The sequence below is a fragment of the Marinobacter sp. genome, from assembly GCF_039977835.1.
In the GTDB taxonomy this organism is placed as follows: domain Bacteria; phylum Pseudomonadota; class Gammaproteobacteria; order Pseudomonadales; family Oleiphilaceae; genus Marinobacter.
This window is the reverse complement of record NZ_JBDWCL010000015.1, coordinates 1-13,395: the sequence shown is the minus strand read 5'-3', so window position 1 is coordinate 13,395 and position 13,395 is coordinate 1. Positions and strand designations below refer to the sequence as shown.

10 protein-coding genes and 1 pseudogene are annotated in these 13,395 nt (G+C 54.7%); 9 read left to right on the top strand and 2 right to left on the bottom strand.

The genetic code is table 11. From position 1 onward, the window contains the following. Positions 1 to 125: 125 nt before the first annotated feature. Positions 126 to 401 (bottom strand): MarR family transcriptional regulator, encoded by a 276-nt coding sequence (locus tag ABJM11_RS06300; RefSeq protein ID WP_348294058.1) that lies wholly within the window; start codon positions 399 to 401, stop codon positions 126 to 128. A gap of 148 nt (positions 402 to 549) precedes the next feature. Between ABJM11_RS06300 and ABJM11_RS06295 the strand changes: the two genes are divergently transcribed. Continuing rightward, positions 550 to 984, top strand: coding sequence for a universal stress protein (locus tag ABJM11_RS06295; protein WP_348294057.1), 435 nt, complete (start codon positions 550 to 552; stop codon positions 982 to 984). Between the two features lie 296 nt (positions 985 to 1,280). Beyond that, a pseudogene (locus ABJM11_RS06290) lies at positions 1,281 to 2,613 on the top strand (ISNCY family transposase). 391 nt (positions 2,614 to 3,004) lie between these two features. Here the strand turns inward: ABJM11_RS06290 and ABJM11_RS06285 are convergent. Next, positions 3,005 to 3,793, bottom strand: coding sequence for a tyrosine-type recombinase/integrase (locus ABJM11_RS06285; protein WP_348294056.1), 789 nt, complete (start codon positions 3,791 to 3,793; stop codon positions 3,005 to 3,007). A gap of 316 nt (positions 3,794 to 4,109) precedes the next feature. On the opposite strand from ABJM11_RS06285, the gene ABJM11_RS06280 reads away from it, so the two are divergent. From ABJM11_RS06280 to ABJM11_RS06250, 7 genes are all read left to right on the top strand, one after another. Further along, complete coding sequence (locus ABJM11_RS06280; protein WP_348294055.1) at positions 4,110 to 5,474, top strand: hypothetical protein; 1,365 nt, start codon at positions 4,110 to 4,112, stop codon at positions 5,472 to 5,474. Positions 5,475 to 5,532: 58 nt separating this feature from the next. Then, the gene (locus ABJM11_RS06275; protein WP_407069971.1) at positions 5,533 to 7,128 is read left to right on the top strand and encodes an acyl-CoA carboxylase subunit beta; all 1,596 of its coding nucleotides are present in this window, start codon (positions 5,533 to 5,535) and stop codon (positions 7,126 to 7,128) included. A gap of 13 nt (positions 7,129 to 7,141) precedes the next feature. Next, complete coding sequence (locus tag ABJM11_RS06270) at positions 7,142 to 9,151, top strand: biotin carboxylase N-terminal domain-containing protein (RefSeq protein ID WP_348294052.1); 2,010 nt, start codon at positions 7,142 to 7,144, stop codon at positions 9,149 to 9,151. Further along, positions 9,148 to 10,095, top strand: a complete 948-nt coding sequence (locus tag ABJM11_RS06265; protein WP_348294050.1) for a hydroxymethylglutaryl-CoA lyase — start codon at positions 9,148 to 9,150, stop codon at positions 10,093 to 10,095. Before ABJM11_RS06270 ends, ABJM11_RS06265 begins: the two co-directional genes overlap by 4 nt. Positions 10,096 to 10,137: 42 nt before the next feature. Further along, complete coding sequence (locus ABJM11_RS06260) at positions 10,138 to 10,938, top strand: enoyl-CoA hydratase-related protein (RefSeq protein ID WP_348294048.1); 801 nt, start codon at positions 10,138 to 10,140, stop codon at positions 10,936 to 10,938. Between the two features lie 32 nt (positions 10,939 to 10,970). After that, positions 10,971 to 12,134: an acyl-CoA dehydrogenase family protein gene (locus tag ABJM11_RS06255; RefSeq protein ID WP_348294046.1), complete on the top strand. Its 1,164-nt coding sequence runs from the start codon at positions 10,971 to 10,973 to the stop codon at positions 12,132 to 12,134. A 378-nt stretch (positions 12,135 to 12,512) separates the two neighbouring features. Then, positions 12,513 to 13,286 (top strand): DcaP family trimeric outer membrane transporter, encoded by a 774-nt coding sequence (locus tag ABJM11_RS06250; protein ID WP_348294045.1) that lies wholly within the window; start codon positions 12,513 to 12,515, stop codon positions 13,284 to 13,286. The last annotated feature ends 109 nt before the right edge of the window (positions 13,287 to 13,395 follow it).

The following is a 13,395-nucleotide window of genomic DNA, read 5'->3' as shown; positions in this document are numbered from 1 at the left end:
ATTAAAGACTACCTGGCAAGATACAACGACGATCCCAAACCTTTTATCTGGCGCAAAACAGCGGATCAAATCATTGCATCAATCGCTCGTCTTTCCGATAAGCTGAATAATAAGACGAACTTTTGTTAAGGCACACTAGCTTCTGTCCGGCGTTCGATCAGCCCCTCGGCTTCAAGCCGGTCCAGCGTGCGTACCAGGGTCGGCCCCCGCACTCCGACCGCCTCGGCCAATTCACGCTGGGTTGCCGCCTGGGGCAGGCGAGAGAGATGTAACAGGGTCAACCAGCGGGACTCGGTGAGGCCAAAGGTGGCCAGCCGCCGGTCGATTTCGGCGCGCCACAGCCGGGCGACCAGCCCGAGGCGAAGGCCGAATTGTTCCTGATCGTCGAGGGGCTTCGTCATCTCATTGCCTGCATCATTATGTAGCTGTACTATAATCAATAGATAGCTATGTATCAAATGGCGAGGGATGTAGGCCCCGAAGGCTGCACTGTCTAGAGCAGAGGACCGGGAAAGGCGTTCCATCCCGATCACAGAAAGGAGCACCACGATGTACCGGACGATCCTCCTAGCCTATGACGGCAGCCGGCAAGGCCGTGAGGCGCTGGATCAGGGGGCCGAGCTGGCTTCGCTTTGCCAGGCTCGTGTCTATCTCCTCGCCGTCGTCGCCCATGAACTGGTTGTCGCGCTCGCTGAAGCGGCGGCCCCCTCAGACCTGCCAGAGCGAGAATATCAGGAAGTGCGCCGCGTGCTGACGGAGGGCGCGGAAGCGCTGCGGCGGGCGGGACTTTCCGTCGACACGCGCCTCGCCGCGGGCAACCCCGCCGAGGAGATCGGCCGAATGGCGCACGAGGTCGGCGCGGATCTGGTCGTGGTCGGTCACCGCGAACAGAGCGCGCTGGCCCGGTGGTGGCACGGCTCCGTCGGCGCTTCGCTGCTCGCCCACGCGCCATGCAGCCTGCTGGTGGCCGTTGCGGACCGGTAGTTGTCAAGGAATATGTCGCAGGGTCTTCATCAAGGTCTTCGCCGGCTAGGCCGAGGAGAAAGCCCTTGATTCAGGTGTTAATCGGTTGGCGGCCACTGCTGCGCAGCATGTAACACGCGCAGTATTCGTACCGTCAAGGCATCCTCCTGGTACACGAGGATATAGTTCGTGCCCATCCAGAAACTAATAAACACCTGATTTTCTGGAAATATTTCTGAGGAGGGATAAAAAATCCTCTTGGCTCTGGTATGTTTCAAGTGCAAACCAAAAACAGCCAACAACCAAGAGGATCCAGCATGCGAGAGACCCGCAATGCTCAGGCCAGTATATTCGAACATTACTCGGATCACGAGTATGGCGTCAGACTCCGGAAGCTGTCGGAGGTTTTGGACAGTCAGCCTGAGATTCTTGATCTGGTGGCCGCCGATCTGATCGACACCTCGGTATCGGCCGTGGGGCGGACCGGTCTCAGCGCAGAGAATGTTCTGCGCTGTCTGGTGTTGAGGCAGCAACTGGGGTTCAGCTACGAACAGCTGGCCTTTCATTTGTCGGATTCGGTGACCTACCGGACCTTTACCCGGTTGCCGGCACACCTGTCACCCAGCCGGTCCTGCCTGCAATCCACGATCCGCAGCATCAGGCCGGAGACTCTGGCGCAGGCATACCAGGCATTCACCCGAAACCTGATCAGCCAGGGTGTCATGTCGCTGGATCAACTGCGCATCGACAGTACCGTTGTAGCCAGTCACATTGCCCCGCCCAGTGACAGCCAGTTACTGAATGATGGGGTTCGTGTCATCAGCCGCCTTCTGGCCAAAAGCAAAACTGAAACCGGCGTTAAAGTCCGCTTTACGGATAAACGCAAGGCGGCAAAATCCCTGGCATTTCAGATATTCAACGCGAAAAGGGCGACCAAAGACGAGCTTTATCCCGACTTGCTGAAGCTCGCGAGGCTGGTATTGAAGCAGGCGGATCGCGGGCGACAGCAGGTCACTGAAGGGGCAGAGGCGTCCACCGCCTGCCAGAAGTGGCTTGATGCTCTGTCTCATTATAGAGAGCTGACATCGCGGGTGATTGAGCAGACCGAACGTCCAGGGCGAAAAGGTACCTTCCTCCGAGAAAATCGTCAGCCTGTTTGAATCCCACACCGACATCATCGTCAAGGGGTTCCGTGACGTGCAGTACGGCCACAAGATCAACCTGAGCAGTGAGGAGAGCGGCTTTATCACCGCGCTAACCATCGAAGAGGGCAACCCCGGTGACAAGACGCTGTTTGTTCCGGTTCTGGATTACCATCAAAACATTCTGGGCAAGTTGCCCCGCTCTGTCGTTGCCGATGGTGGCTACGCCAGCCAGGCGAACGTCAAAACCGGACGCGCCATGGGCCTTAAGCACGTAGTGTTTCACAAACCCGTTGGCGTATCGCTCACGGCCATGGGTGTGAAATCGAAGACCTTTAACGCATTACGCCATTTCCGAGCCGGCGTCGAGGGCAATATCTCGGAGCTGAAAAGAGCCTTCGGAGCCGCAAAGGCGAAGTGGAAAGGTCATGATGGCTTCAAGGCGTTTGTCTGGGCCGCGGCTCTGACCTATAACCTGGTGCGGCTGGCTCGACACGGTCCCGATTAGCCGGCAGGTCCGGACTGAAAAGCTGTAAACAGGGCGCACGGGCAGTCGTGCGGTGCACGCCCGTGGCCTGAACACGGGTTAATTGATCAAATAATAGCCGCATTCGCCAGTCTTTGGCCGCTTTCATTTTTTTGAAGGCAATCAGCTCACCTCCAGGAGTGGAGGCTGATCTAAACTGGCTGAAAATGCGGGTTTCTGGATGGGCACTAGTTCGACCAGGCGACGAGTTCCCGGGTCCCTTCAACCCGACCAGGGCGGCCTATTTTGGGGAACTCCGGCAGCTTTTCAGCTTTCATCTCGATATCATCTTTTTAGGCGCTGTGCTGCATCGGGATTGTCATCAGAGATGTAATCGACAATCCCTAGACATGATGTTTTGACCTGCCCGTCCTCAACGATCGTGGGTTATCGTTGGGGATGGGTAAACACCCCTTAAACAGAGCCACATTGAGGAGGGCAGGTCATGACCAAGTTTAACTGGTGGGTGGCGTAGGCATGGCGCAGGGCATGAATGCCTCCGCTTTTCTGAATGCCACTGGCGCTCTTGGCCTGATGGTACACCTTCTGGGGCGTGGTGATATGAAGGGTGCCGATCAGGCAGCAAATCACTGGGAAATAACCACGGCATGGGGCGACGGGCCCGCCAATACTGACGAAGCACCTCAAGTAGTCCTGGTGACAGGGGCACCATTCGGTCCTTGGCTCCCTTACCCTGGGCAACCCGAAGCAGGTGGCGCTCCCCATCAACGTCCTTCACCTGCAACGCCACCGCTTCACTGACTCTCAGGCCACAGCCATAGATGATAGACAACAACGCCTGATGCTTGGGATTGGAGACGACCGACAGTAGTCGAGTGACTTCCTGACGGGTCAGCAATTCCGGAATGCGCTGGGGGCGCTTGGGCAAGACCAGCGTCACATCAAAGTCCGCCCAGTGCAGCACTTGCAGGTACAAAAACCGGATGCCGTGTAGGTAGAGGCGACAACTGGCTGGGGACAGGGCGCGCTCCTGAACCAGATAGTTGAAATAGACCTGCAAGTCATCGACTTTCAGTTGGTCCGGCGAGCGCCGGTAATATCGAGCCAGCTCGGTTACGACGTACAGATAGCTTTGCTGGGTTCGGGGGGAAAAGCCATGTTGGCACATGGCCTGGATCATGGTCTGACGTAACGGTGTCATGACGGTATCTCCTCTTTTGAACAGCCCACTCGGGCTCATCAAAAGTATCCGTCAATTCACCGGATCTCGCAGGGAATCCCAGGCCCGCTCGCTACCGCGAAGCGGTTTAGTTCAACGAACCCCTTCCCCAACGCTAAGGGAATGAGCCAATGCTTTTGGCGTCATAGGACTTGATCATCACACATAATCTATCTATCATTCATTTGAAACTTAAGTGTCAGCTGACTTAATTACACCATTTTGCCTCAAACTCATAGGCATGGAGTGGTCTAGTCAGCAGAAGTAAGTACCCATAACGAATGAACGGGCGAAAGCCATGACAATGATAACGAAGCACCATTTCCATATGAACGAGTCGCTTACACTGGCAGCAACCCGCCAGATGCAGGAAGACAGACTGGTTCAGCAGATGGCCTACCTGAAGCAGCACTCGGAGTTTTACCAGCAGAAGTTTGCGGAGGCTGGCGTCGAATTTGACGACATACATAACATCGAGGATTTGGCATTAGTTCCTTTTACAATAAAGCAAGAACTACGAGATAGTCTTGCAGCTAAACCTCCTTTCGGCATGCATCTAGCTGCTCCGATAGAGCAGATTGTTCAAGTACAATCATCCTCTGGTACAACCGGTAGCCCGGCCTATGTCGGCCTTACCAGACATGACGTCACGGCTTGGAGTGACATGATTGCCCGTGGGGTTTTTGCGTGCGGCATTCGGCCTGGAGATTTCGTGCTACACGCATTCGCTTTAAGCAAGGGGTTCGTTGGCGGAATCCCCATTTTACAGGGGCTTCAATACATGGACGCCATCGACATACCCGTAGGTGCCGATGGTGGTTTAGGTCGGTTGCTGCGCGCTGCTGCCGATGTCCGTCCTCGCGCAATTATCGGAACCCCCTTTTTCATTCAGCACCTTGGCGAAAGCGCACCTGAGCTCATCGGCTGTGAAGCCAATACCTTGGGTGTTGAGCGACTAGTTGTCGGCGGCGAACCCGGCGGCGGCATCCCGTCGGTTCGCGCTTCGCTGGAGGCAACCTGGGGCGCCAAAGTTTGCGAAATGATGGGTGGCACCGACCTCGGTTCCATCTACTGGGGGGAATGTGATGAACAAAGGGGCATGCACATGAATTGTCCCGATTACATGATCACCGAGCTTATTGATTGGGATACCGGGCAAGTATTGCCTTGGGAAGCAGGTGTCAAGGGCGAACTGGTTTACACCGCACTAGGCCGAGAAGCTTCACCGTTGGTACGTTTTCGAAGTGCCGACCGTGTTGAAGTCCTTGGAACCGAATGCGCCTGCGGCCGAACCGGCCCCCGCATCCGCTGTCTTGGGCGCAGTGACGATATGTTGATCGTTCGTGGCGTCAATGTATTCCCCTCCGCCATTCAGGACATCGTCGCAGCCATGGATCCTCGCCGCACAAATGGTGTGATGCGCGTATGGGCCGACTTTCCGGGGCATTCGACCCAAGCCAATCTAAAAGTATTCGTTGAACGTCAAGAAAGCGCCGACACCGCTGGCGACGCGACGCTAAAGCGGCACATCCAGGACAATATACTTAATTCCTTGGCAGTTAAGACTGATGTAAAAATCGTCGCTCCTGGCACTTTCGAACCGCCTGGCGTGAAAAAAATCGCTTTGGTTATCAGGGAACTCCCTGACGGCCTCAGCCATTGAAACATCTCGTTTCCCTGTTGCTTAAGTCTTTACTGGAGTTTCGCCTGTGACTGTCATCATGTCTACACTGTCGACGCATTCTGAATCATTCAAACGCAACCAAGCCCACTACAAAAATTTGGTCTCAGAACTACAGGCCCGCCGCCAACTGGCCCGCCGTGGCGGCAAACAGCAAGCTCGGGATCGCCACGAGGCTGCCGAAAAGATGCTGCCGCGAGACCGCATAGACGCATTACTCGATCCCGGCTCTCCCTTTTTGGAGATCGCGGAATTGGCCGGTGACGGCATGTATGAGGATAACCCACCCGGGGCCGGAATCATCACTGGCATTGGCCGGGTGTCCGGGCGCGTTTGCATGCTGATCGCTAACGAGGCGACGGTGAAGGGCGGCACTTATTACACTATGACCGCCAAAAAACATGTACGGGCCCAAAGAATTGCGTGGGAACACAAACTGCCCAATCTGACGCTGGTTGATTCAGGGGGCGCATATCTGCCCGAGCAAGCGGGTATATTTCCCGATGAAGGCCAGTACGGCTCCGTTTTTCATCAGATTGTGCGGCAGTCCGCTGAAGGGATTCCGCAGCTTGCTGTCGTACATGGGGCCTGCACTGCAGGCGGTGCCTATGTACCCGCCCTCTGCGACCAAACGGTGATCGTCCGTGGTCAGGGGTACATGTATCTCGGCGGCCCTGAAATCACATACGCAGCCACCGGCGAGCGCGTTGACCGCGAGAATCTCGGTGGTGCGGAAATGCATACGCGCATAAGCGGGGTTACGGACTACTTGGCGGACAATGACCGTCACGCGCTTGCAATCCTGCGTGAACTCGTATATGACCTTCCGCAGCGGCCAGCACATACAATCCCTCCGCAAAAGCCTTTGCCCCCACGTTACGACCCCGAAGAGATCTACGGGATCGTAAGCAGTGAACCCCAAGTGCCAACCGATACTCGCGAAATTCTTGCGCGCTTGGTCGATGACAGTCGTTTCGACGAGTTTAAACCGAGTTACGGTGATTCACTGTTATGTGGCTTCGCCCATATAATGGGATTCCCTGTCGGAATTATTGCAAACCAAGGGGTATTGTTTACCGAAAGTTCTATCAAGGCAGTTCACTTCATCGATCTTTGCTGCAAGCGCAATATTCCTCTTCTTTTTATGGCTGATGTGCCAGGTTACATGGTGGGACGAGAGGCTGAGCAAGGGGGAATCACCAAGGCTGGAGCAAAGATGATTACCGCCATGTCCTCCGCAAATGTCCCAAAATACAATCTGATTATCGGCAACTCCTACGGAGCCGGTTATATGGGCATGTGCAGTCGCCCGTTTGGGCCCCGTCTCGCCTTCGGATGGCCCAACGGCCGCGCCGCACTTATGGGACCGGAGCAAGCCGCGACGACCCTCGCCATGGTGCAGCGTCAAAAACGTGAACGAGATGGCATCGCGTGGTCCTCCGAGGAGGAGGAAACGTTCAAACAGCCTATTCGTGATCAATTCACATCGTTCGCCAACATGTACAACTTCGCGTCGAATATTTGGATCGATAATGTCATTGATCCGTTAGAAACACGTACCGTTATGGGGTTGTTATTGGACTTGGCTGCGCGGGAACCTGTCAGTCCCACAACCTTCGGCGTCCTAAGGATGTAATAAGGAGATCCCCTTGTTCGAAAAACTTCTCATTGCCAACCGTGGTGAAATCGCCTGTCGCATCGCCAGGACTTGTCGCCGACTGGGGATTCCCGCAGCGACCGTCCATTCAAGTGTGGACCGTAACGCATTGCATGTTCAAGAGGTAGGCGAGTCAATAGAGATCGGCGGCGCGCCCGCCGTCGAAAGCTACCTGAACACCGCCGCCATACTAGAAACTGCAATTGCGGTCGGTGCGGATGCAATCCATCCTGGTATCGGCTTTCTTTCCGAGGATCCCGAGTTTGCGGAGGCGGTAGAGGCTGCTGGACTCGTATTCGTTGGCCCTCGCCCGGAAACGATGCGATGCTTTTCTGATAAGTGGTCCGCCAAAGGCCAGGCGCGTCTTGCAGATGTCCCGGTAATAGACGGAAGCGAAGGTAGTTTTTCGGATCCGGAAGAGATTGAGGAACGGGTTCGACAAATGCCTTTGCCGGTGATGCTCAAAGCTGTTGCCGGTGGTGGTGGCCGTGGTGTACGGGTAATAAAAACCATGGACGGTCTATCCGCAGCAATTGCATCGGCAATGCGAGAAGCGTCTGCTTCATTTGGCCGTCCTGACTTGCTGATCGAAGGCTTCGTCGAGAATGCGCGGCACATTGAAGTGCAAGTTGCGGGAGATGGGCAAGGCAACGTGCTGCATCTCTTTGAACGCGAGTGTTCCTTGCAAAGACGCTTTCAAAAGATTATTGAGGAAGCACCCGCCGAAAAACTTCTTAGCGAGATGCGCGAACGAATTCTTGAGGCTGCGGTTCGCTTAGCGGCCACCGTGGAGTATCGCGGACTTGGCACCGTCGAGTTCCTGGTAAAAGATGGCGAATACTACTTCCTCGAATGTAATCCACGCCTGCAAGTTGAACACACCGTCACTGAGGCCATTACAGGTCTAGACTTAGTAGAGCTTCAACTGCACATCGCTAGCAAACGGACGCTACCGATGCGGCAGAATGAGGTTACGCTCAGCGGGCACGCGATACAGGGCCGCGTCTACGCCGAGAGTTCAGCTGGTGGTTTTATCCCGTCCACTGGAACTGTACTTTGCGTCGACTTTCCCAAACGCGATCTCCGGGTAGACAGCGGCGTCAAGGCCGGTTCCACAATAACCTCTCATTATGACCCGATGATTGCCAAGCTGGTTGCCTACGGTAACGACCGGGGTCAGGCTTTGGCAATTCTGAAGCAGGCCGTGCGCAAGACGGTGGTCCTTGGTCTGGAAACCAATCTCGACTTCCTATCATCACTGCTCAGGCACCCTGTTGTCGTTGCGGGAACTGCAGACAATGGATTCATTGATCGCGAGATCCAGGAACTGCACACTCCTCCCCCGCCTCCCGAACTCGCCGCAATCGCTTCAATCCTCTGGATGCGGCGCATGCATACACAAAATGAACAGGACCCATGGAGCGCCTACGGTTCCATGGTGGGGTGGCGCCTTTCAGATGGTATTGATTGCGCGCCGAGTCAGCCTGCTTTTTTATTACGTAACGGCAGTACCAGCGTTCCGATATCCTTCGGTCACGAAAATAAGGACGGTTCAGTAGTAGTGGCCTTAGACGGGGTGGAAATATCGGCGCGAGTAATAGATGGGGGAGGCGGCCATTACGAGGCTGCGCTTGGAAGTAGAGTGATTTCCGTTTGCGCTGCATTTGGGGAGCAGACGGTTTACCTGCACTCCCAACACGGAAGCACCAAATTCGCAGTCGAGCCTTATCTCTCCGTAGACTCGGGCGCCGACAGCCTGAACGGCGTCCTATCGGCTCAGATGATGGGGAAAGTCGTACAGGTTTACGTGAAGGCCGGTGATAAAGTCGCCGCCAAAGCTCCCTTGATCGTGCAGGAATCCATGAAGATGGAGCTCACTATCACCGCACCCTTCGACGGCACTGTTGTCTCGGTCGGTTGCCGCGAAGGAGATCTGATCGAGCGCAACCATCCTGTAATTGAAATCGCACCCACGGCACAAAGCACGAAGGAGTCCACATGAGCGACTTACCAAATCAAGTAGAGTTTCACGAAGAGGGCCCCCGGGAAGGGTTCCAGATGGAAAAGACGCGCTTCCCGCTAAGCGAGCGAGTAGCCCTCGTGGAAGCGCTGGCCGAGACCGGTTTGCCACAGATCCAAGTTGCATCGTTCGTGAGCCCCAAGGCCGTACCGACCATGGCGGATGCATCTGATCTTTTCGCGGCCATAAAACGTCGCCCCGGCGTCCGTTACACAGCGCTATGGCTTAATGAAACCGGATTTCGAAGAGCCGCTTCCACGCCCGGCGTCACCTTGGATGGCAAGATATTCATGTATACGACAGAGAGCTTCTGTCAAAAGAACAACAACTGCAGCGTCTCAGAAATGCAGCGCCGCCAAGCCGACTGGCTAGCACTCTACGATGCTTCGGACCTACCCTTAGAGCAAGTCTATATCCTCACTGCATTCGGCTGTAACTTCCAGGGTGAGGTGCCGCTATCGGCGGTTGTTGACGCGGTGCAATACGTAGCGGACCTATGTCGCGAAACAAACCGCCCATTGCCCGACTTCTATCTTGCCGACACAGTTGGATGGGCCAATCCGGAAGAGGTAAAACGCCGCATCGGCGCCGTGCGCGAACGAGTGCCAGACGCTCGCATTGGAACACACATCCACGACACGCGCGGCCTGGGAGCTGCCAACGTGCTTGCTGCGCTGGAGATGGGGGTAGATCTATTCGACAGTTCGATCGGCGGACTTGGCGGTTGCCCCTTCGCCGATCACAAGAACGCGCATGGTGCCGGAAATATCTGCACTGAAGACATGGTATTTATGTGCGAGGAAATGGGTATCGACACTGGCATCAATATCGAGGCACTCCTCGAAGCATCGCGACTGGCCGAGCGAATCATCGGTCGACCGCTGGCAGGAAAACTGATGCACGCAGGATTACCAAAGCGAGGCTGACATTCTATTCGCAACCAATGATAGATAACCCGGAAGCTGATCATGAATACACTCGTAGATAATTTGGAAGACGCAGTTCTTTTCAGTCATGCGGACGGAATTGCCACGGTAACGATTAATCGTCCGAAACAACGCAACGCAATGAACATCGCCGTGTCCAACGGACTAAATAAAATTTGGCAGAAAATCGACGATATGCCCGAGATTCGCGTTGTCATATTCACCTCTTCCGACTGCGGCACCTTTTGCGCCGGCATGGATCTAAAGGAAACTGCACGCGTCAAAGAAGAAACAGGAGAAGACATTCTCTCCTTTATGAAAGACCCGTTTCAAAGCCGTATGCGGCGGGTCAAAGTTCCGATCATAGCGGCGATGACGGGGCATCTCATGGCCGGGGGCATGATGTTCAGCCTGAATTGCGATATTCGTGTCGGTCTGGTCGGCACGAAGATCGGTATTACGGAGTCGAAAATCGGTCGCGGTTCACCGTGGGGCATGCCACTCGTTTGGATGCTGCCACAACCGCTTCTTATGGAAATGGTACTAACAGGGAATATGTATCCCATCGAGCGTTTCCAGGAGCTAGGCTTTATAAACTATCTCGAGTCGACCTCAGACGCGGTGCGCGCACGTGCCATGGAATTGGCCGAGCAAATCCGGGATAACGCCCCTTTGTCCGTGGCCGCTGGCAAGCGCTCCATCCTCACTGCTATGAGCGTAGGATGCGATACCGGTTCCGAGATGGCGTGGCACATCTACCGTGAGGCGTATGCCAGTGAGGATGCGCAAGAAGGCGCGCGAGCGTTCGCCGAGCGCCGCGACCCCGTTTGGAAAGGTCACTGAAACACCCTACTTCTTCTTGGAGGAAACAACACGTGCTATCACCTCACTTCACAGATGATCATCAGCAGTTCCGCGCTCAACTAAGGCGATTCGTCAGCGAGAAGATCAAGCCGTTTGGTGACGAGTGGGAGCGTAACGGAAAAGTCCCTCGCGATGTACTAAGGGAGATGGGCGAACTCGGATTCCTCGGGATTCGCTATCCAGAAGAGTATGGGGGCACGAACCTCGGAATGTTCGGCCTCATCACACTGGCCGAAGAGCTTGCACGCTCGACCTACGGTGGTGTGACAGTTACGGCGATGGTTCACACTGCAATGGCGTCTCCGCATTTATTGCATGCCGGTTCCAAGGAACAGCTCGAACGCTACGCACCAGGAATCGTTTCCGGCGAGACTATTACGGGTATTGCTGTAACCGAGCCCGGTGCAGGGTCAGACGTAGCTGGTCTTCGCACGCGCGCTCGGCGCGAAGGCGGCGAGTGGGTCATCAATGGGACGAAGCTCTATATCACCAACGGATGTTATGGGAACCTATTTTTTGTAGCGGCGCGAACCGATCCAAATGCACACGGTCCTCACGGCATAAGCATGTTCATAGTTGAAAAGGGGACGCCAGGATTTTCGATAGGACGGAAACTCGAGAAAATGGGCGACCTATGTAGCGATACAGCTGAGCTCATATTTGAGGATTGTAGAATTCCCGCGGAGAACATGCTTGGTGAAGAAGGGAAAGGATTCTACGCCGCAATGCGCAATTTCCAGAGCGAACGTATCGCCCTTGGAGCCATGTCCACTGGGGAAGCGGCTGTCGCGCTAAAAATGACTATTGACTACATTCGGGAGAGAAAAGCATTCGGGGCCCCGCTTATCGAGAATCCTGCGATTCGCCAAAGGTTGGCGGCGGTTCATGCAAAGTTAGAGGCTGGCAAGCAGTTACTCTATTTTGCAGCATACTTGGAAGATCAAGGTCTGGATGCAGCCCGGGAGGTCTCGATGGTAAAAGCATTCTGTCCTGAAATCACCAACGAAATAATGTATGTCTGCCAACAATTTCATGGGGGCATGGGTTATATGCGGGAATGCGCCATTGAGCGCATGGTCCGTGACGCACGACTACATGCTATTGGCGGCGGTGCAACGGAAGTAATGCTCGAAGAGATCGCTAAACGCTGGGATACGGTTCCATACTGGAAGTAGCAGGAATCATTGACCTTAATGCAACTCCAGAGACTCCACCACGGCCGGAAGGTCAACCGCGTGAACGCATAACGATGCCTTCTCAATCATGAAAAGAATTGCGCCACGCCGAGCCCTTGAGAGAGCATCTAATGGGGAACAGAAACTCATATATCGCAACTCTAATCGAGCGCAACGTCTTGCCGAAGGAGGTGATCTACAGCTGCACTAATCAATCTAGGTACTACCTTGCTGATAGGCATTCTTGCTTGAACGAACGCGCGAGAAAGCCAACTCGCCAGATGGCTGGAGAGTATAGGGTATAAGCTCCTCCCAGCGGTTTTGCATCACGAACCACAGATCACGGGTGCCTATTCCATCGATCAAAAGGAAATCAAAATGAAAAATAAAAATTTCAAAGGTATGATTGTAAGCTCTGTCTCTGGCCTGCTGCTTGTGGCAGCGGGTTCGACCTCGGCTGTTGAGTTCGACGTCGGTGATACGGCGGTTAAATTGTCAGGCTATGCCAAGCTCGACCTCATCTATGATGTTGACTCAGATTTAGGCAACCTGATAACTCATAGAAACATTCGACTCGACAAGCAAAACGGGCCGGATGGCCATTCTCGGATGCAAGCAATCCAATCCCGGCTGAGGGTAAGCACCCTCACGCCTACCACCGCTTCCGGTCCGGTGAAGACCGTAATAGAAGGAGACTTTTTCGGCAATGGCGGTGGTGATCTCCGGCTACGACATGCATACGGTGTTTGGAATGGTATTCTTGCTGGCCAGACTACGACTAACTTTACAAGTTTTCTCGGCTTCACCCCGACCATCGACTTCTTGGGTCCACTTGGAGAAGGAAATCTCTCCCGACAAGCCCAGCTTCGCTACACGGCCGGCGACTTTTCTGTAGCATTGGAGGACCCCGGTTCCCTCGGAGGTGCAAGCACGATCCTCGCAGCTCAATCGCCAGAACCGATCATCCCGAACGCCTCCTCGCAAAACAATATTCCAGATCTGACGCTCCGGTACGAGTCCTCAGCTGGCTCAATCGCTTATGCGACCTCTGCTGTCGTTAGGCAACTCGGGGTATACGATGCCGATACAGACAGCGAGGAGAAGGCCTTTGGTTACGGTGTCTCGCTAGCAGCCTGTCGGACTTGCACCTGACAGGCGTTATTTAACGTTGTCTGTTCGCTTGGTTTCCCGAGTTTGACCGTTAGGTGGTCATCAGGGAGTCCAGATTGGCCTCTATGGCACTTTTAGGTGCTCCAGATAA